The sequence below is a fragment of the Kitasatospora sp. NPDC127121 genome, from assembly GCF_042677305.1.
GTDB lineage: Bacteria > Actinomycetota > Actinomycetes > Streptomycetales > Streptomycetaceae > Kitasatospora.
In genome coordinates, this window is sequence record NZ_JBHXTQ010000001.1 from 96,874 (window position 1) to 123,872 (window position 26,999).

Below are 26,999 nucleotides of genomic sequence, written 5' to 3' on the forward strand. Positions count from 1 at the left end.
CTGGCGTGCTCTCGTGCTGGGAGAATTTTCCACGGAAAATTCCGCTCTCCGATCGCACTGCCCAGGGGCGGTCCGTCAGCCTGGCCGGTCCGGCAGGTGCCGGGCCAGGTCGTTCACCAGGGCGTCGAGCCAGGAGCGCACGGTATCCGGGTCGAACAGGTCGGCGTCGTACTCGGCCAGGCCCGCGTAACCGTCCGCGTCCGGGGTGAGGACCAGCAGGAGGTCGGAGCGGGCCGAGGGGCCCGGCACGTCCTCGACCTCGGCGGTCAGGCCGGGGAGGTCCAGGACGGCGGGCGGGGTGCTCTGCACGGTGAGCAGGACCTGCGGGTACGCGTCCGGCAGCCGGACGCCGCGTTCGCGCAGCGGTTCGACCAGCAGGCCGAAGGGGACGGTGGCGTGGTCGAGGGCGGTGGCGATCGCCGTCGCGGCCGTGTCGACCGATTCCCCGAACCCGCCCGGGGAACGGGTGGGCAGCCGGATCGGGAGGCCGAAGGTGAGCAGGCCGACGACCCGTTCGTCGGCCGGCCGGGTGCGGTTGGCGTGCGAGAGCACCACCAGGGTCTCGGACGCCCCGCTCAGCTCGCCCAGCAGCCGCGCGAAGGCGGCGAGCAGGACGGCCGAGGCGGTGGTGGAGCGGGCGGCGGCGTAGCGGCCCACCGCCTCGGCCAGTGCCGCGGGGAGGCGGAAGACGGCCGTGGCACCCCGCCCGGAGCGCTGTGCGGGGCGGGGCCGGGCGGTGGGCAGCTCCGCCGCCGACGCAACGCCGTCCAGGGTCTTGGCCCAGTGGTCGGCGGCCGCGGCGACGGCGGCGCGGGTGACCACGGTCCGCTCCCAGCAGGCGTGGTCGGTCATCCGGCCCGGGTCCTCCGGCAGCCGCCCGTCCGGGCCGTACAGTGCGCCCAGGTCGGCCAGCAGGGTGGCCAACGACCAGCCGTCGACCGCGACGTGATGGAGCGTCAGCAACAGCACCCACGCGTCGTCGGCGGGCCACAGCAGCCGGGCGCGCAGCAGCGGGGCCGTGGCCAGGTCGAAGGGGCGGTCGCTCTCGGCCCGGGCGGCCTCGGCGAGCGCCGCGTCCCGCGCCCCGGGCGCGAGCGCGCGCAGGTCGGCGACCGGGAGCTGCACCGGGGCGTTCGGCAGCACCTGTTGGAGCAGGCCCAGGTCGGTGTCCCGGTAGCTGGTGCGCAGGCTCTCGTGGCGCCCGGTCAGCGCCGTCAGCGCGGCGGCCAGCCGCTCGGACTCCAGCGGCCCGCGCAGGGCGATCCGCTGGGTGATGTTCCACACCGCCGGGTCCGCCGCCCGGGCGTGCGCCCGGTGCATCCGGCGTTGCGCCACCCCGGCGGGTGCGGCGGCGAGGGCCGTGCCGGAGTCGGTCAGGGTGGCCAGCAGCCGTTCCCGGTGGGCCCGGACGAGCCCGGTGGCCTCCTCGTCGAGCGCGCCGGGCGGGGCCAGGTAGCCGAGCCGGTCGCCGGTGGTGCGCAGGACGATCTCGCGCTCGTCGAGCAGCCGGACGAGCCGGTGCCAGCCATCGTCGATAGCGGTCACAGCGTGCCCTCCTCGTAGGCCGGGGCCTGGCGGTCCTCGGTCTGCGGCTGCTGGGCGGCCATCGCGCGGATGGTCGGGCGGCGGAAGAAGTCCAGGACGCCGGTCCGGATCCCGGTGGCCTCGCGGACCCGGTTCAGCAGCCGGGTGGCGGCCAGCGAGTGCCCGCCGAGGTCGAAGAAGGAGGTCTCCACGCCTGCGGGGCGGCCGAGTTCCTCCTCCCACAGCCGTTGCACGGTGCGTTCCAGTTCGGTGGCCGGGGCGACGGCGGCCCGGCCCGCGCCCAGCGGCAGCGGCTCCGGCAGAGCGGCAACGTCGAGCTTGCCGTGCGCGGTGAAGGGCAGCGCAGCCACCGCGGCCCAGAGCCCAGGCACCATGTGCTCGGGCAGCAGGTCGGCCAGGTGGTCGCGGACCCTGGGCAGTTCGGCGGCGGCGCACTGCACGTACCCGGCCAGCATGGTGCCCGTCCCGGTGCGGCGGGCCGTCACGGCCGCGCCGCGCACGCCCGGGACGGAGCGCAGCACGGTCTCGACCTCGCCCGGCTCGATCCGGTAGCCGCGCACCTTGACCTGGCGGTCGGCGCGGCCGAGGTATTCCAGGGTGCCGTCCGGCCGCCAGCGTCCGAGGTCGCCGGTGCGGTAGCGGCGGCCGTCCGGGGTGTCGGTGAAGGCGGCGGCGCTCTCCTGCTCCCGGCCGGGGTAGCCGAGCCCGACCTGGACGCCGAGCGCGTGGATCTCGCCGACCGCGCCGGGCGGGACGGGGCGCCCGGCGGCGTCCAGCAGCAGGATGCGGGTGCCCGGCACCGGGCGGCCGATCGGCGCGTGGTCCGGTCCGTCCGGGGCGACCTCGCCGGCTGTGACGGCGTGGGTCTCGGTGGGGCCGTAGTGGTTGATCAGCCGGCAGCCGGGGTTGCGGGCGAGGAAGGCCCGCAGCCCGGGGGTGAGCAGCAACTGCTCGCCGCCCGTGATCAGTTCGCGCAGGTGGGGCACCGGTTCGTCGCCGAGGGCGTCGACCAGCGCGGCCAGCGGGGTGTACGGCAGGTGCAGCCGCTCGGCCCGGGTGGCGCGGACCACGGCGGCCAGCGCCGTCACGTCGTAGCGGGTCTCCTCCTCGATCAGCAGCAGGGTGCCGCCGCCGGCCAGCGTGGTCAGCACCTCCTGGACGCTGACGTCGAACCCGCAGGAGGCGTACTGCAGGGTGCGGGCGGCCGGGTGCTCGGCGACGTTCCAGGCCAGCAGCGCGGACAGGCCGAGGGTGTGCATCAGCACGCCCTTGGGGCGGCCGGTGGAGCCGGAGGTGTACAGCAGGTACGCGGGGGCCTGCGCGGAGGGGGCGGGCAGCGGCGGCAGTTCGGCGGAGGCGGCGACGGCATCGGCATCGGTGTCCGTCAGGACCGTCGGCAGGGACAGGCCCATCAGGTCCGTGTCCGAGGCGGTGAGCAGCACGGCCGGTGCGCTGTCCGCGGCGATCAGCCGGCAGCGCTCCGGGCCCTGCAGCGGGTCGATCGGCACGTGGACGGCGCCGAGGCGCAGCACGGCCAGCAGCGCGGCCACCTGGTCCAGCGAGCGCGGCAGCAGCACGCCCACCCTGTTGCCCTCCCGCACCCCGGCGGCCAGCAGCCGGCCGGCCAGTTCGCCGGCCCGGGCGTGCAGCGTCCGGTAGTCGGTCCCGGTGCCGTCGGCGGCGACCACCGCGAGGGCGTCGGGACGGGCGGCCGCGACGGCGGCCACCGCCGCCAGCGGGTGTGCGGGCGCCCGCTGTGCCTCGGGCCCGCATTCCAGGGCGGGGTCGGCAGGGGCGGCCGTCAGCTCGGCGAGCGGGCGGGCCGGGTCGGCGACGGCGGCGGTGAGCAGCCGCTCGAAGGCGTCGAACAGCCGGTCCACCGTGGCCCGGTCGAACAGGGCCTCGGCGTACTCGACGTGGCAGCGGATGCCGTCCGGCAGGTTGGTGAGGAAGAGCGACAGGTCGAAGGCGGAGCGGTCCACCACGTCGTCGAGCGGGCGGGCCGTCACCCCGGGCAGGTCCAGTTCGAAGACGGCGTGGTTCTCGAACTCGACGAGGACCTGGAAGATCGGGTTGCGGCTGGTGTCCCGCTGCGGGTTCAGCTCCTGCACCAGGACCTCGAAGGGCAGTTGCTGGTGCTCGTAGGCGTCCAGCGCGCTGGAGCGGACCCGGTCCAGCGCCTCGGCGAAGTCCGGCTCCCCGGACAGGTCCAGCCGCAGCGCCAGCGTGTTGACGAAGAAGCCGACCAGGTCCTCGGTGCCCTCGGTCCGGTTGGCCACCGGGGTGCCCAGCACCACCTCGTCCTGGCCGCCGTAGCGCTGCAGCACCCCGGCGAAGGCGGTGAGCAGCACCATGAACAGGGTCGAGCGGCGGCTGCGGGCCAAATCCCGCAGGCCGTCGGAGAGTTCGGCGGGCAGTTGACGGACGTGGGAGCGGCCCCGGCCGTCCGGCACCGCCGGGCGCGGCCGGTCGGTCGGCAGGGCCAGCACCGGCAGGTCGCCGCCGAGCACCTTGCGCCAGTACGCGAGGCTCTCGTCGTACGCCCCGGCGGCCACCGCGGCCCGCTCCCGGACGGCTTCGGCGGCCGGGGTGGTGGTGAGCACCGGCAGCCGGGCGGGGCGCTGCTCCCGGGCGGCCCGGTACAGCTCGCCCAGTTCCCGGGTGATCACCACGGTGGACAGGGTGTCGATCACGATGTGGTGCATCGACAGCACCAGGACCTGCCGGTCGGGCCCCGTCTCCAGCAGCCGGGCCCGGAACAGCGGGCCCTCGGTCAGGTCGAAGCGGCGGGTTCCCTCGGCGGCGACCAGCGCGGCCACCGCCTCGTGCTCGGGCCCGTCGGCCGCGACCCGCTCCAGCAGCGGGCCCTCGGGCACCGGAAGCACCTGCTGGAACGGTTCGCCGTCCTGCTCGCGGAAGGCGGTGCGCAGCCCGACGTGCCGTTCGACCAGCGCGCGCAGCGCGGTGTCGAGTGCGGCCGGGTCGAGCGGGCCGTCCAGCTCGATGGCCTTGACCTCGTTGTACTGCCCGGTGTCGGGCAGCATCCGGTGCAGGAACCACATCCGCTGCTGCGCGTAGGACAGCGGGGCGCCGCGCTGGGCGGAGCGGCGCAGGGCGTCGATGTGCGGCATGCCGGAGGCCACCTGGTCGGGGGCGAGCCCGAAGTCCACGAAGCAGGCGATCTCGTCCGCGCCGGCCGCCCGCAGCTCGGCCAGCACCGACTGCACGCTCTCCGGCGTGCCGATCAGCGCGCGGGAGGCGCAGTACCGCTCGTAGGCGCGCTCCAGCACGAACTCCAGGTCCTCCTCGCGGGTGTTCTCGAAGTCCAGGGTCAGGCCGAGGCTGTTGGCCATCTGCCCGAACAGCGAGAGCGAGGAGCGCAGGTAGTGGCAGAACGGGCGGTACGCCTGCTCGCGGGCGGTGGCGAGGTCGGCGCCCAGGTAGGTGTGGACGAGCACGACCACCCGGCCGGCCTCCGGGTCGAGGCCGTGCTCGGCCCGGGTGCGCCGGTAGAGCGCGACGTTCTCGGCGAGCTGGGCGACGTCCTGGGTCATCAGGTTGGTGATGATGCCCAGGTCGTGCCGGGCGGCCTCGCGGAAGCTGTCCGGGTTGCCGACGATCGCGGTGAACATGGGCGGCTGCTCCTGCAGCGGGCGCGGGTGCAGGGTCACCTCGATCGGCTCCCCCTTGCCGTTGCGGCCCCGGTAGGGCTCGCCGCGCCACAGCGCCCGGACGGTGTCGATCTGCCGGTGCATCAGCTCCTTGTGGCCGCCGTAGTTCTCGGGGAAGAACAGGAAGTCGTTGGGATGCCAGCCGCTGGCGCAGCCCAGGCCGACCCGGCCGCCGGACAGGTTGTCGACCACCGACCACTCCTCGGCCACCCGGACGGGGTGGTGCAGCGGCAGGACCGCGCAGCCCGCGTTGAGCCGGATCCGGGTGGTCTCCCGGGCCAGCGCGGCGGCCAGCACCGAGGGGTTGGGGAAGACCCCGCCGAAGGAGTGGAAGTGGCGCTCCGGCAGCCAGACGGCGTGGAAGTCGTGCCGGTCGGCGAAGCGGGCGCTCTCAAGGACGATGCGGTACTTCTCGTCCTCCGGGGAGTCCAGGGGGTAGTCGCCGAAGAAGTAGAGGCTGAAGTCGACGGGGCGCTGCGGGTCGCTGACCGGGTGGTAGGGCGTCCCGGCGGGCTCGGTGTGGCCGGTACCGGTCTGGCCGGTGCCGGTGCCCGTGGTGCCGGTGGTGCCGGTGGTGCCGGTGCCTGTACGGTCGTCCGCCGCGGGCGCCGGCAGTGCGGCCGCCGGGCGCGGGGCCGGGAGCCGTACCCCGGGCGAGGCCGGGAAGAAGCCGCCGCGCCGCAGGTCGCGCAGAGAGTCGCGGACCGCGTCGGCCACGAACTCCAGGTCGCCGTCGGTGTGCGCGGTGGAGAGGAAGAAGTTGCGCCACTCCCACACGTAGACCCCGCGGGTCAGCAGCTGCGGGAAGAGCAGTTCCATGTCCGCCCGCGGCTCGAACCGGAACAGCGAGCCGAAGTGGGCCAGCCGCAGCGGGAACTCCTCCTCCTCGAAGAACCCGTTGAGGGTCGCGGCCAGCTCGTCGGTACGGGCGTTCAGCCGCTCCTGCAAGCCGGGGCCGGACGCCTTGAGGTGGCGCAGCACGGCGCCCGCGGCGGTCATCGCCAGCGGGTGCTGGATGTAGGTGCCGCCGAAGAAGGTGGTGTCCTTGGGCGGGTAGCTGTCGTCCCCGTAGTCCCAGTGGCCGCCGTCGATCCCGTCCAGGATGTCGGCGCGCCCGGCGATCGCGCCGATCGGGTAGCCGCCGCCGAGCACCTTGCCGTAGGTGGAGACGTCCGGGGTCACGCCCCAGAAGCCCTCGGCGCCGCGCAGGTGCGGCCGGAAGCCGGTGAGCATCTGGTCGAAGATGAGCACGATGCCGCGGCGGGCGGTCAGTTCGCGCAGCGAGCGGACGAACTCGACCGGCTGGCGCCCCGGGTGGCGGCTCTGGACGGGTTCGACCAGCACGGCGGCGATCCGGTCGCCGAGTTCCTCGATCACCTGGAGGCTCTCCGGATCGCCGTACCGCAGCACCACGAGGTCGGCGACCGCGCTGCCGGGGATGCCGATCGACACCGGGACGGTCTCCCGGTCGGCGCCGCGGCCCACGGTCCGGCCCAGGGTGTGGTCGAAGTGGCCGTGGTAGGAGCCCTCGAACATGACGATCTTGTCCCGGCCGGTGTACGCGCGGGCCAGCCGGATCGCCCCGGCGTTCGCCTCGGTGCCGGAGTTGGCGAACGCGACCCGCTCGGTGCCGGTCAGCTCCGCCAGCAGTTCGGCGGCCTCGCCGGTCTCCGGGCCGCGCGGGCCCAGCCGCAGTCCGCCGGCCAGGTGCTCGCGGACGGCGTCGGAGACGAACTCCGGGTCGTGGCCGAACAGCAGGACGCCGAAGCCCATGGTGATGTCGACGTACGTGTTGCCGTCGAGGTCCTCCAGGCGGGAGCCCCGGGCCCGGCGGGCGGCGAGCGGGTAGAGCATCTCCTTGGTCGCGGAGCGGAAGCCGACCACGGCGCGGCTGTCCGCGAGGGTGCGCCGGTGGCGGCGGGTGACCGCCTTGGAGGCGGCGGTCCGGGCCGTGAAGCGGGCGACCAGCTCGTCCACGTGGGCGCGCTGCTGCTCGGTCAGGCCGCCGGAGGCCATGCCGGACTCCCGGGAGACGGTCACCCGGGGGCCGTGTACCTGCGGGGCGGGCGGGGTGGCCGGCGCGGGTGCGGGGGCGGCGACCGGGGTGACGGCGGGGGCAGCGACGGCTGGGGTGACGGCGGGTGCGGCGGCCGGTGGCAGGGCTACGGGGGCGGCAGCCCCGGGGAGCGCGGGCGGCGCCACCCCGGTCCCGGCCAGCAGGCCGAGCTGGTCGCGCATCAGGTCGGAGAACTGACCGAGCAAGGCGAGCTGGCGCTCGATCAGGCCGGTGCCGTCGGCCACCGGGGCGAGCGCGGGCGGCGACGCGGGCACGGGCGGGACGGGCGGAGCGAGGTGGACGGGCGCAGCGAGGTGGACGGGCGCAGCGGGGACGGCGGCTGCCGCGATCGCCTGGGGCGAGGGTGCGGGAGCCGGTATCGGTGCCGCTTCCGGGGCGGGAACAGGGGCGGCGACAGGGACCGGTGCCGGAGCCGCCGCCGGAGCCGCCGCCGGCTCGGGTGCGGCGGCCGGCAGCAGCGCGTCCCGGACGGCGGGCTCCAGCCGGCCGGCGATCAGCCCGGCCAGCCGGGCCGGGGTGTCCGCCGCCTCGAACAGTTCGCGCATCGAGACCCGTACCCGGAAGGTCCGCTCCAGGTCCCGGATCATGTTGATCATCGAGAGCGAGTCGGCGCCGAGGTCGAAGAAGGGCTCGTCGGCTCCGACCGACCCCTCGTCGTGGCCGAGCTGGCGGGCCGTCTGCTCCAGCACCTGGCGCAGCACGGCCTCCTCGGCCAGTTGCTCGGGGCTCGCTGCGGACGTCACTGCGACGGGTGCCGATACGACGGGCGCCGGGCCGGGCGCCGACGCGGCCTCGGGTATGGCCGACGGCGGAACGGGCTGCTGGGGCGGCGGTGCCTGGTGCATGGCGGAGTCCTCGGTGGTCGGCCGGTCGGGGGCGGTGAACCAGTGGCGGCGGCGCTGGAAGACGGTGGTCGGCAGGGGTACGCGGCGGGCCGGGCCGTCCGGCCAGTCGCGGGCGGCGGCGAAGCGCGCCCAGTCGAGCGGGACGCCGTGGGACCACAACGCGGCGGCCGCGACGCCGAACTGCCGCTCCGGCGGTGCGCCGCGCCGGGCGCCGGCCACGAAGTGGCGGTGCGGCAGCTCCCGGCGGCCCATGCCGGTGAGCGTCGGGTGCGGGCCGAGCTCAAGGAAGAGCTCGTGGCCCTGCCCGTCCAGGGCGGCCAGGACCAGGTCGAAGCGCGCGGTCTCCCGGGTCTGCCGGACGAAGTAGTCGGGCGTGGGCACGGTGCCGGGGGCCAGCACCTCGCCGCCCAGGTTGCTCACCAGCGGTACGGTCAGCGGCCGCAGGCGCAGCCGGGCGAGCTGCTCGCGGAACGGGTCGAGCACCGGGTCGAGCAGCCGGGAGTGGAAGGCCCGGTCGGTGGCGAGCCGTTCGGTGGTCACACCGTCGGCGGCCAGCACGGCCTCGGCTGCCGCGATCTCGCGCGGCGCTCCGGCCAGCACGCACTGGCCGGCGCCGTTGACCACGGCCAGCTCCACCCCGGGCAGCCAGTCGCCGAGTGCGGCGAGCCGCTGCGGGCCGGCCATCACCGCCGTCATGGCGCCGGGCTCGGTCGCCCGGTGCATCAGCCGTCCGCGCACCGCGGTGAGGAACATCCCGTCGGCGAGGTCGAGCGCGCCCGCCGCGTGGAAGGCCGCGTACTCGCCGGCGCTGTGCCCGGCGACCGCGGCCGGACGCAGCCCGAGCTCCTGCCAGAGCCGAAGGTAGGCCGCTTGCAGGGCGAACAGCGCGGGCTGCGCCGCCTCGGTGGTCCAGGCGTCGTCGGCTCCCTCGGGCACGGCGTCGAGCAGCAGCGGCAGCAGCGGCTCGCCCCAGGCGTCGCGGTGCAGCCGGTCGCACTCGTCCAGCACGGCCCGGAAGACCGGGAAGGCGCGGTGGAGTTCGGCGGCCATGCCCCGGTACTGGGCGCCCTGGCCGGTGAACAGCAGCACCGGCTGCACGTCGCCGCGCCGGGCCTCGCGGTGGACGGGCGCGGCGCCGGAGGTACGGCCCGCAACAGGTGCTGCACCGGAGGTACGGCCCGCAACGGGCACGGCGCCGGAGGTACGGCCCGCCAAGTGGGCCTCCAGGCCCCGGCGCAGCTCGTCGGGGTCGGCGCCGGTGACGGCGAGGCGGTGGCGCAGCGCGCGGCGGCCGCCGCCGAGAGTGAGCGGCAGGTCGCCGGGGGCGGGGGCGGGCCCGGCGGCCAGCCGGTCGCGGAGCAGGCCGGCCAGGGCGGTCAGGCCCTGCTCGGTGCGGGCGGACAGCGGCAGCACGGTCGGGGCGGGGCGCGGGTCGGCGGTGCCGGGCGCAGCTGGCGCCTCCTCCAGCACCAGGTGGGCGTTGGTGCCGCCGACGCCCAGCGCGCTGACCCCGGCCCGGCGCGGGGTGGGGCCGGCCGGCCAGTCCCGGCGCTCGGCGGAGAGCCGGAACGGGCTTCCGTCGAGCTCCAGCGCGGGGTTGGGGCGGCTGAAGTTGACCAGCGGCGGGATCGTGCCGTGCCGCAGCACCAGCAGGGCCTTGATCAGCCCCGCCATTCCCGCGCAGGTGTCCAGGTGGCCGATGTTGGGCTTCACCGAGCCGAGCGAGCAGAAGTCGGCGGCCTCGGTGCGGGCGCGGAACGCCTGGGCCAGCGCCCGGAACTCGATCGGGTCGCCGAGCGGGGTGCCGGTGCCGTGCGCCTCGATGTAGCCGACGCTCTCGGCCGGCACCCCGGCCAGGTCCAGGGCCCGACCGACCACGGCCGCCTGCCCGTCCACGCTGGGCGCCGTGTAGCCGACCTTGAGCCCGCCGTCGTTGTTGACGGCCGAACCGAGGATCACGCCGTGCACGGTGTCGCCGTCCGCCAGCGCCCGGTCCAGGCGCTTGAGCAGGACGGCCGCGACGCCGTTGCCGCCGACCGTGCCGCCGGCCGCCGCGTCGAAGGCCCGGCAGGCGCCGTCCGGGGAGAGGATCGACCCCTCCTCGTAGCGGTATCCGGCGGCCTGCGGGGTGTGCAGGGCGGCGGCCCCGGCCAGTGCCAGGTCGCAGTCGCCCGCCAGCAGTGACTGCACCGCGAGGTGCACCGCGACCAGCGAGGTGGAACAGGCGGTCTGCACGCCGATCGCCGGCCCGGTCAGGCCCAGCCGGTAGGCGACCCTGGTGGCGGCGAAGTCGGCCTGGTTGCCGATCGCGGTCTGCAGCGCGGCCACCGGCTCGGCCGGGTCGGCGGTGGCGGCCAGGGTGTGCTGGTAGTAGTTGCGCAGCGCGTACAGGGTCATGCCGGTGCCGGCGAAGACCCCGACCCGGCGGCGCGGGTCCGGGGCGTCGTAGCCGCCGTCCTCCAGGGCCTGCCGGCAGATCTCCAGCAGCAGGCGCTGCTGGGGGTCCATCAGCGCCGCCTCGGTGCCGCTGATGCCGAAGGCCTCGGCGTCGAAGTGGTCGGTGTCCGGCAGCGCGCCGGTCACCGGGACGAAGTCGGGGTGGCGGTACTCCGCCGAGCGCAGGCCGGCCGCCGCCAGCTCGTCCTCGGTGAAGCGGGTGGTGCTGCGGACGCCGTCGACGATGTTGCGCCAGTACTGGTCGGGGCTGTCGGCGCCGGGGAAGCGCAGGGCCAGGCCGACGATGGCCACCCGGCGGTCGCCGCCGTCCGGGCCGCCGTCCCGGCCGCCGGGCGCGGCGGTGGCGGCCGTGGCTGCGGTGGACGCGGTGGGCACTTCGGTCAGGTGCGCGATCAGGGCGTCCACGGTGGGGTGCCGGAACAGCTCGGTGGGCGCCGGGGGCGCCGGCAGGACGGCACCGAGCGCGCCGTGCACCCGCATCAACTGGAGCGATCCGATGCCGAGTTCGGCGAGCGGGCGGCCAGGGTCGAGCGGGGTGTCGAGGACGGCCTCGAAGGCGTCCAGGACTGCCCGGCGCAGCTCGGCGGTGGCAGGGGTGGCGGGCCCGGTGGCGGCGGACGGTACGGCTGCGGCCGGTGCGGTGGCCCGCTCGTCGGCCGGCCGTCCGGCGGGCCGTGCGGCGGGCGCTTCGCGGACCCGTCGCGGTGCGGTGGCCAGCAGGCGGCGGCGCGCGGCGGGGGCGCTCGGGTCGGGCCCGGCGTACCAGCGGCCCGGGGCGGCGGCCAGCAGCAGCGAGGCGAGTCGGCGGCCGTGCGCGGCACTCAGCACGGCGATGCCCCGGTCGGCGGCGGCCTGCTCGTGGTCGGTGGCGCGGTTCATGCCGACCCCGCTCCACAGGCCCCAGGAGATCGTCCAGGCAGGGGCCCCGGTCTCCCGGTGCAGCCGGTCGACGGCGCTCTCCAGGTAGCGGTTGGCGGCGGCGTACGCCGTGGAGCCGACGGCCTCCTGGAAGCCGACCATCGAGGAGAAGCCGACGAACTGGGCGCCGGGCCGCTTCCGGACCAGCTCGACGAGGTGGTCCGTGCCGGTCGTCTTGGCGCGCACCGCCTCGCGCCAGCCGTCGGGGCCGGTGTCCGCGAGCAGTGCGAGCCGGTAGCTGCCGGCCAGGTGGAGCACGCCGTCCAGCGGCGCCTGCCAGTCCCGTTCGGCCTCGGCGACCACCTCCGCCAGCTGCTCGGGGTCCGTCACGTCGGCGCGGCGGTAGTCGACCCGGCCGCCGTAGGAGGACAGCCGGTGCAGCGCCGCGCGGCGCTCGGCCGCCTCGGCGGTCGGCGCGTCCAGGTCGGTGCGGCCGATCACGAGCAACCGGGAGCCGTGGTCGCGGAGCAGGCCGGGCAGCAGCTCGGCGGCGATCCCGCCGAGGCCGCCGGTGACCAGGTAGCGGGCGCCGGGGGTGAGCAGTGAGCAGCCCTCGGCTGCGGTACCGGCGTCAAGGTCAGGGTCGGCGTCGGGCCTGCTCACGGTCTCGGCCGGTCCCAGCCGGGGCACCCACGGGCGGCCCTCGCGCCAGGCGCACTCCGGCTCCGGCCGGGGCTCGGCCAGCAGGGCGAGCAGCGCGGCGGCCTGCTCGGCGGCCGGTGCGCCCGCCGGCAGGTCGATGTGCCGGGCGGCCGGCACCAGTTGCTCGGCCCGGGCGCCGGCGGTCAGCGCGGCCGTCAACTCCGCGCTCGGGTCCGGGAGTTCACCGGGCAGCACGGCATGCAGCCCGGCACTGACGGTGACCAGCTCGCCGATCGGCGGCCGGCCGGCCAGGGCCTGCAGCAGGGCGAGCAGCGCTTCGTCCCGCGCCGCCGCGTCCGAGGGCCGCGGCGCGTCCTCGGGCCCCGCGCCCCACAGGTGCACCACCCGCGCGGGGCGCTCCTCGCCGAGCGCCCGCAGCCACTCCCCCGGGTCGGTGGTCGGCGGCCGGTCCACCACCACGGCCTGCGGCAGGGCGGCGCGCAGCGCCTCGGCGAGGGTGCCGGGGCCGGCGGGGCCGAGCAGCAGGGTCGGCCCCGCCGGAGCGCCCTCCGCCGGGACCGTTCCGGCCGCCGGGGCCTCCGGCACCGGGCGGGGTTCCCAGGCGAGTCGGCGCACGCAGTCCGGCAGGGTCCGGGAGTTGGCCTCCGCCAGGTCCAGGGCCACGAGGTGCTCGTCGAGTTCGCCGTCGAGCAGCCGCCGGCGCAGCGCGGTGCGCTGGATCTTGCCGCTGGTGGTGCGCGGGAACTCCGACGGCGGCACCGGCAGCACCAGGGCGGGGGCGGGCTGCCTACGGGCGGCCAGCAGTCGCCGGACCTCGGCGGCCACGGGCGGTGCGGGGGCGTCCTGGTCGTTCGGCACGTAGACGACCACCAGTTGCTCGGTGCCGGTGCGGTCGTCCGGGACCCCGAAGGCGGCGACGTGGCCGGAGCGCACCCCCGCCACCGAGGCCACCACGTCCTCCAGCTCGTGGCAGAAGTAGTGCACCCCGTTGACGATGATGATCTCCTTGCGACGGCCGGTGAGCACCACCTCCCCGTCGGCCAGGAAGGCCAGGTCTCCGGTGTCGAACCAGCCGTCGCCGACGAAGGCCTCCCGGTCGGCGGCCGGGTTGTTCAGGTAACCGGGGGTCACCCGGCCGGAGTTGACCTGGAGCCGGCCGACCCAGTGCTCGGGCAGGGCCCGGCCGTCCTCGCCCGCCACCCGCATCCGGGTGCCGGGCGCGGGACGCCCCATGCTGAGGAAGCCGGTGCCGCGCTCGTGCGAGGCCGGGTCGGCGGGCTCCAGCCGGCCGGTCAGCGAGTCGGTGCGCACCAGGCGGCGGGCGCCGTCCTCGTGGTAGCGCTTGTAGGTGATCACGGTGCAGGTCTCGGCCATGCCCCAGCCGAGCAGGACGTGGTCCGCGCGAACGCCGAACGGCCCGGTGGCGGCCAGGAATTCGTCCAGCACTGCTTCGGTGCACTGCTCCCCGGCGTTGATCAGCGACTTGAGCGCGGAGAGGTCCCAGTGCCGGCCGGGACCGGCGGCCCGGACCGCCTCGGCGACCAGCCGGAAGCCGAAGTTGGGCGACCAGGAGTGCGCGCCCCGGTAGCGCTCCAGCGTGTCCAGCCAGACCAGCGGGTCGGCGAGCACCAGTTCGGTGGGCACCTGCACCTGGTCGGCGGCCAGCGCCACGTCCCGCAGGTGGAACATCAGCAGCCCGGCGACGTGGTCCAGCGGCAGCCAGTTGACGGTGACGTCCTCGGGCGAGCTGCCCTGGGAGGCGGCGCCGGCCACGTACTCCAGGATGCCGCGGTGGGTGATCTGCACCGCCTTGGACCGGCCGGTGCTGCCGGAGGACAGCTGGAGGATCGCGACGTCGCCGGGGTCCGGAGCGTGCTCGGCGCCTGGCGCGGCGCCGGTGTCGGCGGGCCGGTGGTCGACCGCGATGACCCGCAGGCCGGGCGCCGGGTAGAGCTCCCCGAGCCGTGCCAGGCCCGCCACGGCCGGGCCGCAGGCGAGCACCGGCGGCTCCTCCAGGGTCTGCCAGGCGTGCCAGAGCTTCTCCAGTACGGGGTTGCGCTCGTCGTAGGCCGGCGGGCGGGCCACCGTGACCGGCTGCACCCCGCCCAGCAGGCAGGCCCACAGGGTGGGGAAGTAGCGCTCCGGGTCGGGGACTTGGAGGATCACCCGGTCGCCCGCCCGCAGTCCTGCGGAGGTCAGCAGGGCGAGGGTCTCCCGGGCCTGCTCCAGCAGTCGGCGGTAGGTCAGCCTGGTCGCCCCGCCGTCGGCCCGGACCAGGTGCAGGCCGCGCCCGGGGTGCCGCTCGGCGGCGCGCAGCAGCGCCTCGGGCAGCGTCCGGGGCGCGTCCGGCGCCGGATCGGGCAGCGGGGCGCCGACCGCCTCCGTCCCGGTGCCCTCGGGGGCGGCCGTCGGGCCGTCCGGGGCGGGGCCCGCCGCCGTCCCGGCGTCGCCGAACGGCCGCCAGTGCGCGGTGAGTTCGCGCAGGTGGCGCAGGGCTGGCCCGGGCTCGGCGGGCGGCCGGGCGGCGGCGGCCGCCAGTACGGCGCGGTCGGGCTCGCCCTGCGGGGTGCGGACGATGCCGTCCAGGAGGTGCACCTCGGCGCTCGGGTCGGCGTCCAGCAGGGCCGCGGCGGCCCGGCGGCGCAGCGCGGCGGTGTCGGTGTCGGCGGCGGGCACCAGGTAGGCCAGCAGCCCGCGGCGGCCGTCGGCGCGCTCGACCGGCAGCAGCGCACAGTCGGCGACCTCGGGACGCAGCAGCAGCCGGGCCTCCAGGGCACGCAGCCGGGCGCGGTCGGGACCGGTGGAGCTCATCAGGTACGGCACCTTTCGGATCGGTGCCGGGGCGCGCGGGTACGGACCGCCCCGGGGTACGGAGGGTGAGCGGATCGGGCTGGTGCCTGCGGCGCGGTGGCGCCGGCGGATCCGGTGGCGCGGTACTTGTGTCGGGGCAGGTGCGTTGGGGTGGGGGGTTCAGCGTTTGCGGGACCGGGCGACCACGACCAGGAAGCCGAGCGCCAGCACGATCGGGACGGCGTGCGAGACGCCGACCACGGTCAGCGGGCTGAGCAGCGCCAGCAGCGATCCGCTCAGCAACATCCCGGTGCCCATGCCGACGTTCTCGGCGGAGGCCAGCAACCCGAAGGCCTGGCCGCGCCGTTCGTCGGCGAGGGCCTGGATCCGGGTGGTGTACGAGATCTCGGTGAAGCCGTCGCCGAGCCCGGCGCCGATCGCCGCCAGCAGGAACAGCGGGGTCGGCAGCCCGGTGAAGACCAGGATGAAACAGCCGGACATCAGACAGGTGCCCAGGGCGAAGGCGCGCTCGCCCGGTTCGATGCCCCGGCGCAGCAGGAGCCGGGAGACCAGTTGCTGGGCGCCGAGGTTGCCGACCGCCCAGGTGGCCCAGAACATGCCCAGCAGCGCGGCCGGGTTGCCGGGAGAGTGCTGGTTGGCGAAGACCGGCAGGCTGATGTTGTGCGCGGCCGAGCCGAAGGCGTCCAGCAGCCGGATCGCCGCCATCGCGCCGACCACCGGGGCGGCCCGCAGGACGATCAGCGCCTGCCACCGGCTCCCGCGCCGCTTCGTCCCCCCGGCGGAATCGGCGGGATCGGCGGCATCAGCCGGTTCTGCGGCGGGCTGCTCGGCGGGCTCGGCCCGGGTGCGCAGCGGCAGCCGGAGCACCACCGCCGCGAACACCAGGAAGCTGGACGCGTCGATGAGCAGCGCCGCGCGGAACCCGGCCCAGGCCACCACCACGCCGGCGGAGGCGAAGCCGAGCACCATGGCGGCCGAACGGCAGCTGGCCATCAGGCTGTTGGCACGGGCCCGGCGCTCGGAGCCGACCATCTCCGGGATGCTGGTCCGCAGCGCGACGGCGCACACCGCGGCCGCGCCGCCGAAGACCAGCGCGAGCGAGTAGAGCACCGGGATGCGCGCGGGGACGGGCGCGAGGGCCACCACGACCAGGGCCAGCGCCTGGGCCAGCGCGCAACCCGTCATCAGCCGGCGCCGGTCGGTCCGGGCCACCAGACGCCCGGAGACCAGCCCGCCGACGAGGCCGCCGGCCAGTCGGATGATCAGGTACCCGGCCGTGCCGAGCGCGTTCCCGGCCGCCTCGTAGGCGAACAGGCTGAGCGCCACCAGGTCGAGCTGGCTCCCGTACGTGGACAGGGCGTCGCCCAGTGCCAGCCGGTAGAACACCCGGGGCAGCTTGTCGGCGCTCTGGTGCGGTACTTGCTGTGCAGTGTCCGGCACCGGTCCCCCAGGCACGCCGTGTCGGTCGGTTCAGTGTGACATTGCACTGCAATCTAAGGGCGACCCCGCAGCAGATCAAGACCTTGATCGCCTGCTTGTCCGAAAGATCGCAAGTTCGGCCGACCCGGAACCATCTTTCCAGCCAGACTGGCGAGTTGGTGCCGGTACGCCCTACCGCCCGACGGCCGCGACGATGCCGCCGGGCGGTAGGCCCGCCGGTGGACGACCGAGGACAGGGAGGCGAGTTGGGCCAAGGCCAGGGCCAGGCCGGAACGGCGACGAACCTCGCAGCGGAACCTGCCTGCCCGTCAGCCCCGCACGGGTGGGAGGGTATGACCATCGCACTCGTACAACGGAGGAGCACCCCCGGCATGTCCGTCATCCACCACACCACCCTCCAGCCGAGCAAGCTGGAGCTGCTCGCCTCCTGGCTCCCCTCCCGGCCCTGGTACCGCGGCGGCTCGGGCGCCCCGGACCTGGCCAAGGCCGGCGGCTTCCGGCTGGACGACCCCCAGGGCGAGGTCGGCATCGAGTTCATGGTGGTCACCGACACCTCGGGCCCCGCCCCCGCCACCTACTTCGTCCCGCTCACCTACCGCGGCGCCCCGCTCGACGGGGCGGAACACGCGCTCGTCGGCACCATGGAGCATGGCGAGCTGGGACGGCGCTGGGCCTACGACGGCTGCCACGACCCGGTGCTGGTCGCCCAGTTGTCGGCCCTGATCGAGGGCCGGGTCCAAGCCCAGGACCAGAACATCAGCGACACCCCCAACCTGGAGGTCACCCGCTCCTACCGCGGCGACACCCCCCTGCGCCCCACCGCCGCCACCGACGACCAGGAGGGCACCGCGCTGACGGCCCCCCGGGGCACGACCCTGCGCCTGCACCGGGTGCTGCACCCCGCCGCCGACGACGCGACCCTCCCCGCCCCGGAGACGGCCGGCCACCTCGGCGGCGCCTGGCAGCTGCCCGACGGCACGCGCACACGGGGCCTGTTCGCCGCCCTGCACCCCGCCCCACTCGCCTAGCACTCCAGCACGACGCTGTCACTTGACCCGGGGTGATGCGGGCGGGCCGGCACGTAGCCGGGGTGCAGAACATCGGGGGCGGCTTCCCGCAGGCCGCCCCTCGTTCCCTTGCCCGCCAACCCCCAGGTGGGAGCGGGTGTTGTGATCCTCGGGCTGGGCCGCCCCCGGCGGCCTCCGGGTCAGACGGTGAAGGCGTAACTCGTCCCGTGGAATTCGAGGGACACCTCCGTCACGCCGGAGAGATCCAGGCTCGAGTTGTCCTCCGGCCGCACCTCGATCTGCCAGGTGGTGAACGGGCCGACCGTGGCATAGGACTTGTGCGGCGAGTCCGATTCGGATTCGAAGTCCGCCTCCTGGAACACCGTGCGGTCCCCCAGGTCGTAGCTGAACGTCTTGGTGATCCGCGCGTGGGTGAAATCGAAGACGTCGCCATGCGGGTTGACGATCTGCTCCGTTCCGGATTGGGTGATCTGCACGTTGAGCCGCTTGTGCTCGTTCGTCGTCGCGGCGCCCTTGATCCAGGCCCGCACCTTGCTGGCGCGGACGTTGGCCTTTCCCGCGAAGGGACTCGTCGCCATGTCCGTCGCGGGAGCGACGGCCTGCAACTTGACCATCAGCACGTTGCCGGTGCGGAAGACGTCGATCTGGGCCTGGGAAGCTTTCACGACCAGGCCCTCTTGTTCCGGCTTCGCGGGGAACCGCTGCGCCTGCGTGCCGAAGGACTCCACGGCACTTCCGTAGGCATCAAGGACCGTGTTGGCGGCGCTGGCCAGCACCCCGTGGTCAATCGTGGCCATCGTTCGCCCCCCGTAGGCCTCGGCGATCAGGTCGCGGTCCGACAGCGCCCACATCCGGTAGGCATGGGTGGTCAGGCTGAGCGCGCGCATGATCTGGTCGCGGCTCGCGTAGTAGAGCCGCGACACGAAGCTGACCAGGTCCGGAAGGTCTGGCCGCATTTCGTCCAGGGCCTTGTCGTTGAGGGCGGCGATGTGGTTCCTGGCGTCCTGGATGGTTCGGTGGTCGCGCGCGGCGAGCAGGACATGGGCGTTGTAGAGAAGGATCTGCTGGTTGCGGGCGAGGATCTGCTCGATGTAGGCGGAGAAGGCGTCCTCGACCTCCTTCAGATCGACGCCGAATTCCGACTTGAGCTTGTCGAACTCCTGTCGGAAGGTGCTTTCGACCGCCAGGAGCTTGGCGGCACCGGGGTCATCAGGCTGGAGCATCCCGTTGTCGAGCGACTTGAAGCCCTCGATCAGGTCGTGGACCGAGGATCCGACCGCCTTGATCTGATCGACCAGATAGGACTTGTCCACCGGGACACCGGTGTCCTGGGTGATCGAGGAGTCGGCCTGGTAGAGGAGGCCGCCGAACTGGGTCGCGATCATGAACTTCGACTGGGGCGCGAAGGCCACCGTCGACAACGCACTGATCAACTGCTTGAAGTCGAAGCTGAAGTGGTTCTCGATATCACTCTGGAACTTCCGGATCTTTTCTTCCAGATCCGACTTGAGAGGTGGCAGGGTGATGGCGTAGTGGGAGATGAGTCGGGCGGTCTCCGACAGCGCCTCGCCGATCAGCTTGAGCTCCTCCTCCGCTTCCGACGCGGCGGACGCGTACTTCCCCCGCGCCGTCCGAACGGCCTCCATCGACGCCTTGTTCTGCTTCAGATCGGCGAAGTACTTCAGATAGTCCTGCTCGATGGCCGAGAAGTTGTCGATCATGTCGCCGAGCAGCTTCTTGTAGAAGTCGAAGGAGGCTAGCGGGGACCAGTGCGCGTCGTACCCAAAACTGTCCTGCCCGCCACGCAACTGTGCCAGGAGGACGGTGCACTGCTGGTTGATCCCGCGGAGCTGCGCGACCGAGTCGACCGCTCCGGCCTTCCGTTCGTACTTCGCGTAGTGGCCGGCCAGCTCACTACCCTCCTTGAGGGCGGCGAACGGCCTGGTGCGGGCCTCCAGGCGAACCAGTACGGCTGCCAGATCCCGGACGCCCTGCGGGTGCTGCACGGGGTCCAGGGTCAGATACCGCAAACGGATGACCTCCAGCAGCCGGGCGCACTGGCTGGGGTGGACCAGGATCGAGGCCGGCAGGTCACCGACCGCGATATCCTCCGCTGTGCCGAAGGAGATGACCTTCCTCGAACCCTTGCTGCCGGACTTACCGCCGTTGCCCGATGGGTCGCCTGGGCCATAGGCGCCGTAGGCTCCGCCCGCGACATCGATCGCCGCGAGGGCTTTGCGGATGTCATTGTCCTGCAGGGCCCCGAGGTACTCGCCTGCTTGGCGGATCAGGCCCTCGAACGCAGCGTCCGTCGCCGCGGCTTGGGCGTTCTTCAGGGTGTCGAGCGTCTTCTGCCACTTCGACGTGGTGCCGACGGCCGCCTGCATCTCGTCCAGCAGGCGTTTGACGGCCTGCTTCTTCGCCGCCAGGGTCTTCTGCCCCAGCACACCCCGGAGCGCCACCAGGTATCCGGCCGAACGGGTGCCTGCGAAGAGAGTCGCCTTCCCGCCGTCACCACCGTTGCCACCTTCGCCGCCCGGGGCGCTGACCCCGACCTCGCCGTCCCCGCCTTTCCCGCCCGCTGCCGCCAGGGTCGCGTACGGTGCATCGCCCAAGGCGTTCTCCAGGTACAGCGAGAGTGCGCCCGCCGCTGTACCGTCGCCGCCGGGCTTGCCGGGCTTGTTCTTGTCCAGGTTCTGGGTCATCACGGACTCGCCCACGGCGCCGGACGTCGAGATCTGCCCCTTGCCTGCGAGTGAATTCACAGAGATGACAGCACTCTTGCAGGCGAGGCGGCCCTTCAGGACAACCGACTCGGCGAACAGGAAGATCTCGTCCGCTTCGTGGTTTCCGCCGAAGGTCGAACCTTCTCCCAGCAAAAACGCATCCATGACACTGACGACCACCTTCACGCCGTCGACCGTTACCTCCTGGAAGCGTTCGAGCGAGCTGGTGAGCAGCGCTTCGGAGTCGTCGTTCACGCCCCGCCTCCCTTGGTGAAGAACTTCTTGCCTTCCTCGCCACGCCGGTGCTCGGCGTCCTTGAGGTCCTTCCCGTTGTCAGTGCTCTCCCGGTCGGCGTCGTTCTTCTCTTCCTCCTTCCGACCGTCCTCCTTCTCCTGCTCCTCCTGTCTGTTTTTCAGTTCGTCAACTTCCTTCTGCAGCCGCTCCTTCGCCTTCTTGAGATCGGCATCGTCCGGGTTGCGGGACAACTTGTCCTCGGTCTTCTGCAGCTCGGACTGCTGGGCCTCAAGTTCCTCTGCCGTCTTCTGTGTCTCCTTCTGCGCGTTCGCGATCTCCTTCTGGATGTCGGCGCTCTTCTGCGTGAAGTAGTGCGTGCGCTCCTTCAGCAGTTCCGCCCGGACCGCGGCCTCGATGTAGCCGCCCTGAGTGATCTTGGGCTCCACCGCGTAGGTCCGCATCAGGGTGTCCACGCCCTCCGCGCCCAGCGCCTGAGCGAGGTCGGGATACTCCTGGTCGGTCGCGGTGGCAGCCAGAGCGTACGGCCCCAGGGCGTCGATCATCCGACCGCTCAGCCCCGCCTCCAGGACGCTCCGCACGGCATCGGCGGCCGGCATCGTGTACAGGGCCGGATCGCCCTTCAAGGCGCGCCGCACCTCGGTGCTGACGGCATGGTCCACGCTCTTCTCCGCAAGAGACCAGTCGAGCCTCGCTCCCATGCGCTCCGCCCGCTCCCGGAAGGGTTCCAGGTCGGCGCTGACGATGTCCTTGGGGATCCCGCCCGGGCCGTCGACGTCGAACTCGTTGTTGTAGACCATGTCGTCGATGGTGACGACGCCCGTGCTCTTGCCGCTCTTGACGAAGAAAGTCGCCCGGCCCTCCGGTTTCAGCACGGCGATCGGGTGTCCGGGTTCGGCGCTCAGCACCACGTTGACCGAGGAGCCGTCACGCACCGAGGTGGCCCGGAAAAACTCGGAGCCGCTTTCGAGCGCGGCGTTGCCGACAGCGCGGGTGAAGCTCGCGTCGTCCGGATGCATGTAGAGCTTCTCCACCGTGTCGTCGGCGTGGAAGGCCTGCGGATTTGCCTTCCGGGCGGTGCCGAGGATCTTTTCCAGCAGGGGTTCGCTCTTCGGATAGGTCAGGTCCAGCCCCTTGAGTTCCTTGGACGAGGATGAGAGGTCGAGCGTGAAAAGGAACATCGTCCGCAGCTCGGAGACCTTCGCCGTGACCCAGTCCGGTTCCGCACCCTTCTCGTACTCGAAGTACGCAACCTGCTGCTCGGGCGGCACCTCCGGGTCTTGATAGTGCGTCAGCTCCGGGAATTCGGTGTTCTTCTCGGATGGGCGTTCCGCCGACAGGTAGAGGCCTTGGCGCCCGCCCTCGTCCAGGTCGGACCCGGTCCAGCGGTTGGCGAGGTCCTTGCCCAGGTCCAGCCAGACCGTCCGGCCCGCCTGTTCCTTCTGGCCGAGGAAGTTGCGATAACCCACATAGCGGTACAGAGGATCGCCGGTCTCCATGGCGACGCGGCACTGGGCGACGAGGTCGTCCTCGGTCTGGAGAAACGCGTGCGCGGCCTCGTAGACCGACTGGTAGAGGTCGGGTCTCAGCAGCTTCGGCATCGAAATCCCCTTCAGGATCAGGAGTTGGCGACGTGACCGACGACCAGGAAGTCGTACGGGGTGTGGAGGCCGGCGCTGCTGTCGACGTTGATCATTGTTTTGGAGGGCTCCAGGAGATTGGTCTCCAGGAAGTAGTTCAGGCCCTTCAGCTGGACGTCGATCTCCGGCATGTGGAACTTCATCTCGTTACGATAGAAGGGCTGAACCGAATCATCGCATCCGTTCCCCCGTTCCCAAAAACTGCAGTCCTTTGTACTGAAGTTCGGCTTGAAGTCGTCGTTCGTGAAGGTGAAGTCCGGAAAGGTGATTCCGGTGTTGGACACGTCGACACCCTTCGCCCCCTTGTTCAACGCGATGTCCGCGTAGACCGTTCCGTAGAATGTCTTAGGATGGGGTCCACTCACGTTCCGATGCCACTCTGATGTCATCTTTCCCGACCACTTGACCTCCGCCTTGCCGTCGGTGATGATGAGCTTCACTGGATGATCCTGCAGACTGACCCGCATTCCTCCGTAGTAGTAGCCATTTCCGCCGTCGAATCCCGACCCCTTCTCCCCCTGGGCAATCACCGAGGTGTCCTTCTTGAGCTCCAAGGTGCAGCTTCCGTCCTTGGATTCGCCGCTCACAGTGAACCCGCGGGGAGCGAGCTGCTTCTTGATGAAGGTATTGACCATGAGGTCCTGGGAGAGAATGATGCTCGCCGTGTAGCCGGTGGGCACCGGCGGCACCTGCGTACCGTCCGGGTGAAAAACGGGCGCGGAAGCGCCCTGCGGGTTACCACTCTCGTCGGTCTGGATGAAGAGGCTCAGACAACCGGCGTCCTTGTCTCCGGTCGACGCGAAGGCGAAGGACTTCGGCGTCATGGCCATGTCGCCACCGGACTGGTTCTTGTTGTTGACCCCACCGAGCACATAGGCGATCTCATCGACCTCCTCCTGGAAGTGCTTCGTCAGCTTGGGCAGCAGCGGATCGAGGTCGTCCTCGTTCTGAACGGGCTGGAAGCCGAAACGGGTCCCGGTCTGGTTCTTGAAATGCAGGACGATGTGCTGGTCCGTGGTCTTGCCATGAGCGAAAGTGACCACCGCGCCTTGTTTCGTCACCTCCTTGGTGTCTCCGGCGATCGCGGCGAGAGGAACCTCAGCCCGCACGGACAGACCCGTGGGGAAATCACCTGTTCGCGCGGGCTTGGAATCCCCGTCCGGCGTCACCGAAAAGGTTGACCCGGCGCCGATTGGCATCAGAAGGACAGCCACGTTGGGCTGACCGAGCGCGAACTCGATGGTCGGGGGATTGAAATTGATCACATAGTCGACTGTGTAATTCTTGCCGTAGATCGGATCTTCCCCGTGAGCCTGAAGCTTCACGTTCTGGACGAGCCTGTTGTCTCGATAACTCTTCTGCAGAAATTCATTCAGCTGCTTTTCCGAATATGAGACGATAAAGTCCCACCGGTCGGTCGACGGCCCCTTCTTCATGCTGGAGGTCAGATCAGAGAGAGACGCCTGAGGCATGGTGCCACCTTTCACGAATACCCATCGGACGGAGGCCGGCACCCGTAACATCCGGCCGCCGGCAGCCGGCAGCCTAGCCGAATACTTCGTTCCCGTACGGACCATTTTTTGTCCGTGTTGCTGTGTCGAAAACCTGTAGCAGACTTGGCCCGCAGCGCGATTTCTCATTTGGTCGTACACGATTAGACGTTCGACGGCCTCGCCCGCACCATGGGTGGTGGGCGCTCCGCGCGGCACGGCTCCGTGCGTCCGCGACGAGGACGACACCCCGCCCCACTTCGAGTTCGGTCGCGACCGGGCCTCAACCCGTTCACGGGCGCCCCCATCCGGCACCCCGCGCTCCCGCAGGCTGTCGAACGCACCAGAGAGGCACCGGGCATGACCGAGATCGACCATGTGAAGATCCACCCCGCGATCGGCATCGCGCGGGTCGGCAACGGCGAGCAGTTCTTCCACGGACCGGAGAGTCCGGACGAGAAGCCCCTGGCCCCGGGCTCCTACAAAGAGGGCACCGGCAAGATCAAGCGGCAGGCGGCACGGTTCCGCGTCTACGGCTACGACAAGGACGGCAAGGTCGTCCGGGAGATCCTGCACGGGCAGGGCGGTGCCAGCGTCGAATGGGCGGTCCAGCTCGCCAATCACAAGGCCGCCTGGTACAAGTTCTCGCTCGCACTGGACATTCCCGAAGCCCAGCGCTTGTCACAGGACCAGTACGGCCAGCGCAACGCGGGGACCGACAGGGGCCAGCTGCGGATCGATCCGGGCTCCCGGAAGATCTCGGGGACAAACCAGAGCGGCCAGAAGTTCGACACCGGGAAGATCAACGGCAAGGCCGTCTACCTGGGCGAGTTGCAGACCGACGAAAAGGGGCGGCTCCGCGTTCTGGGCGGCAGGGGCAGCTCGGCCTCGTTCACCACGACCCCGACGCCGCTGACCACCTTCGGCAACAACGAGGGCTGGCACGACGACATCTCCGACGGCCCCGTGACCGCCACCGTCAGGATCGACGGCAAGGAGGTCGCGGTGCAGCCGGCCTGGGTGGTGGTCGGGCCCCCGAACTACGCGCCGGACGTCAAGGGCATCGTGACCCTCTACGACCTGCTGTACGACCTCTTCGTCCAGGGCGGGTACCTGCCCGCCCCCTCCACCGTCGTCTTCGACGAGCACATCAAGCCCCTGCTCCAGCGGTTCACCGGACACCAGTGGGTCAACCAGGGCTTCGCGGCGGAATTCGGCTGGCAGGGCCCCAACGACTTCACCTCGCCCCAACTCCTCGCCATCCTCGGCAACAAGAAGGACCAGTACCGGGAGCTGCGGCAACGCGTGTACTACCAGATGCGCAGCTACGACCGGGACGGCCTCTCCCCACTGCCCTGGCCCTGGCTCTACGGGGACGCGATGGCCGTCCCTGCCCAGTCCCCGCGCCAGTACGGCGTCCTGACCACGACGCAGGAGCAGATGCTGGAACAGTGGGTGAAGGGGGACTTCGACGACAAGACCAAGTACACCTCCTACCCCTCGCTGGACGACGCGCCCGTCGCACTGCAGCCCGGACTGCTGGACCGCGCAGCCCTGGACTACTGCCTCGCCGACGCCTTCCACCCCGGCTGCGAGGTCACCTGGCCGATCCGCCACGACACCCTGTACGCAGAGCCGTTCCGCATTCTCCACCGCCCGGCCGGCACCGCCGAGCGCGACTACGGCCCGCACCTCACGCCGCAGCTCGCGCTCTCGGGCAACGGCCCCCTGCACGGCCAGGGGCCCGGCGGCCTCACCCGCTGGATGGGCGTCCCCTGGCAGACCGACACCGCCAGCTGCCGCTCCGGCTACGAGCTCCGGGCCAACATCGGCCCCCGCTACAGCCCCTACCTGCCCTCCTTCTGGCCGGCCCGGGTGCCCAACCACGTGCTGAAGAAGACCGACTTCGACAAGGTCAACCAGAAGCCGAACACCACCGTCACCGAGGACGAGCGCGCGCAGGCCTTCGAGAACCGCGCCGTGTGGCTGCGGTTCCTGAGCCCGGACAAACAGACGGGCCTGCAGAACATGGTCGACAACTGGTCCAAGTTCGGCGTCATCGAAACCAACGCCTACACGGTGGCAGACGGCAAGTTCCCGGCCGCGATCCTGGTGGAGTCGACCCCCGACCCTTCGCTCCCCCAGGTCAAGGACCGCCAGAACCTCGTCAACGTCCACGTGCGCGAGACCGGACAACCCCAACTCGCCGAGAGCCAGCGCACCGCCGTCAACGAGCAGGCCGCCAACGAGATCGCCCTGACCACCGGGTTCCAGCCCGAGGAGATCTCGGCCGGCTACATCGCCAAGGTCGACCCCTTCCGGGACGCCTGATGACCACGGCGGCGCCCACCGACGACCAGACCGCACGGCAGCACGGCCGGTACGACGCCGTCGTCGCGGGCGGCGGCCCGGCGGGCGCCGCCGCCGCCCTCACCCTGGCCCGGGCGGGACGCACCGTACTGCTCGCCGACGCCGGCAGCGGCCCGCCGAAGACGGGCGAATCCCTCGTCCCCGCCGCCCGGTTGCTGCTCCACGACCTCGGCATCGACGTCCGGTCCCTCGACTCCGACCACCGCGCCTGCCACGCCACCCTCTCGGCCTGGGGCTCACCGCACCTGCACCGGACGGACTTCCTCATCGACCCGTACGGGCACGGCTGGCACCTCGACCGCCCCGTCTTCGACCGCCTGCTGCGCACCCGTGCCGCAGCGGCCGGGACGCGAGTGGCCGAACGGACCACGGTGAGCCACCCCGTGCCGCAACCGGACGGCGGATGGCAAGTGACGCTCCGCGCCGACGGCGCGGCGCGCCCCGTGCGGTGCCGCTGGCTGATCGACGCCACCGGCCGCCGGGCTTCGCTCGCCACCCGCTGCGGCGCCCGACGCCGCCGCTACGACCGGCTTGTCGCGGTCCACCTGCGGCTGGCTCCCGACCCCTCCGACGCCGAGGAAGCCTCCCTGGTCGAGTCCGTCCCCGACGGCTGGTGGTACACCGCGCCGCACTCCCCCGCCCACCGCCTGGTCACCTACTTCACCGACACCGACCTCGCGCCGACCGGTCTCCGGGCGACCGGGACGTTCCTCGACCGGCTCGCCGCCACCCGGCACACCACCGAACGCACCCGAGGCCGCCAGGCCCTCGCCGGGGCAGCCCCGCGCCGGTGCGCCGCACACACCGCACGGCTGGAGCCGACGGCCGGCGAGGGCTGGATCGCGGCCGGGGACGCGGCGATCGCCCTCGACCCGCTCTCCTCGCAGGGCGTCCTCACCGCCCTCTACTCGGGCCTGTGCGCCGGCCAGGCGATCGACGCCCGGCTGCGCGGCGAGACCCACGCGTTCGACACCTACGCCGCACGACTCGGCGAGACCTTCGACGCCTACCTGCACGGCCACCGCGAGATCCACGTCTGCGAGGAACGCTGGTCCGACCGCCCGTTCTGGCAGCGCCGCCGATCACCGCTGCCGCTCAACACCCCGTAACCGGAAGGCCCTGTGAA

9 protein-coding genes are annotated in these 26,999 nt (G+C 72.5%); 3 read left to right on the forward strand and 6 right to left on the reverse strand.

Translation table 11 applies throughout. The features are described from left to right. Positions 1–75: 75 nt before the first annotated feature. From ACFVHI_RS00465 to ACFVHI_RS00475, 3 genes are all read right to left on the reverse strand, one after another. On the reverse strand, positions 76–1,545 hold the full coding sequence (locus ACFVHI_RS00465) for a condensation domain-containing protein (RefSeq protein ID WP_380334174.1): 1,470 nt from the start codon (positions 1,543–1,545) through the stop codon (positions 76–78). After that, on the reverse strand, positions 1,542–14,927 hold the full coding sequence (locus ACFVHI_RS00470; RefSeq protein ID WP_380334176.1) for a MupA/Atu3671 family FMN-dependent luciferase-like monooxygenase: 13,386 nt from the start codon (positions 14,925–14,927) through the stop codon (positions 1,542–1,544). The genes ACFVHI_RS00465 and ACFVHI_RS00470 overlap by 4 nt, the downstream gene beginning before the upstream one ends. Positions 14,928–15,086: 159 nt before the next feature. After that, positions 15,087–16,367 carry an MFS transporter gene (locus tag ACFVHI_RS00475; RefSeq protein WP_380334179.1) on the reverse strand — a complete coding sequence of 427 codons (1,281 nt, stop codon included), beginning with the start codon at positions 16,365–16,367 and terminating at the stop codon, positions 15,087–15,089. Positions 16,368–16,738: 371 nt separating this feature from the next. Between ACFVHI_RS00475 and ACFVHI_RS00480 the strand changes: the two genes are divergently transcribed. Continuing rightward, positions 16,739–17,395, forward strand: coding sequence for a 1,4-alpha-glucan branching protein (locus ACFVHI_RS00480; RefSeq protein ID WP_380334182.1), 657 nt, complete (start codon positions 16,739–16,741; stop codon positions 17,393–17,395). A gap of 179 nt (positions 17,396–17,574) precedes the next feature. On the opposite strand, the gene ACFVHI_RS00485 is transcribed toward ACFVHI_RS00480, so the two are convergent. The 3 genes from ACFVHI_RS00485 to ACFVHI_RS00495 are packed head-to-tail and all read right to left on the reverse strand — an operon-like array spanning position 17,575 to position 23,941. Then, positions 17,575–20,376, reverse strand: coding sequence for a hypothetical protein (locus tag ACFVHI_RS00485; protein WP_380334184.1), 2,802 nt, complete (start codon positions 20,374–20,376; stop codon positions 17,575–17,577). Then, positions 20,373–21,974: a hypothetical protein gene (locus ACFVHI_RS00490; RefSeq protein WP_063351903.1), complete on the reverse strand. Its 1,602-nt coding sequence runs from the start codon at positions 21,972–21,974 to the stop codon at positions 20,373–20,375. Before ACFVHI_RS00490 ends, ACFVHI_RS00485 begins: the two co-directional genes overlap by 4 nt. A gap of 17 nt (positions 21,975–21,991) precedes the next feature. Beyond that, positions 21,992–23,941, reverse strand: a complete 1,950-nt coding sequence (locus ACFVHI_RS00495) for a hypothetical protein (RefSeq protein ID WP_380334187.1) — start codon at positions 23,939–23,941, stop codon at positions 21,992–21,994. On the opposite strand from ACFVHI_RS00495, the gene ACFVHI_RS00500 reads away from it, so the two are divergent. Both ACFVHI_RS00500 and ACFVHI_RS00505 read left to right on the forward strand, forming a co-directional pair. Further along, on the forward strand, positions 23,864–25,834 hold the full coding sequence (locus ACFVHI_RS00500; RefSeq protein WP_380334189.1) for a LodA/GoxA family CTQ-dependent oxidase: 1,971 nt from the start codon (positions 23,864–23,866) through the stop codon (positions 25,832–25,834). The genes ACFVHI_RS00495 and ACFVHI_RS00500 overlap by 78 nt on opposite strands. Continuing rightward, complete coding sequence (locus ACFVHI_RS00505; RefSeq protein WP_380334192.1) at positions 25,834–26,982, forward strand: NAD(P)/FAD-dependent oxidoreductase; 1,149 nt, start codon at positions 25,834–25,836, stop codon at positions 26,980–26,982. Before ACFVHI_RS00500 ends, ACFVHI_RS00505 begins: the two co-directional genes overlap by 1 nt. Positions 26,983–26,999: the final 17 nt, after the last annotated feature.

What these genes read in the sequence shown, in the direction of transcription:
- ACFVHI_RS00470 (WP_380334176.1), bottom strand. Translation starts at nt 14,927, where the DNA reads ATGAGCTCCACCGGTCCCGACCGCGCCCGGCTGCGTGCCCTGGAGGCC.
- ACFVHI_RS00480 (WP_380334182.1), top strand. Translation starts at nt 16,739, where the DNA reads ATGTCCGTCATCCACCACACCACCCTCCAGCCGAGCAAGCTGGAGCTG.
- ACFVHI_RS00490 (WP_063351903.1), bottom strand. Translation starts at nt 21,974, where the DNA reads ATGCCGAAGCTGCTGAGACCCGACCTCTACCAGTCGGTCTACGAGGCC.
- ACFVHI_RS00500 (WP_380334189.1), top strand. Translation starts at nt 23,864, where the DNA reads ATGACCGAGATCGACCATGTGAAGATCCACCCCGCGATCGGCATCGCG.
- ACFVHI_RS00505 (WP_380334192.1), top strand. Translation starts at nt 25,834, where the DNA reads ATGACCACGGCGGCGCCCACCGACGACCAGACCGCACGGCAGCACGGC.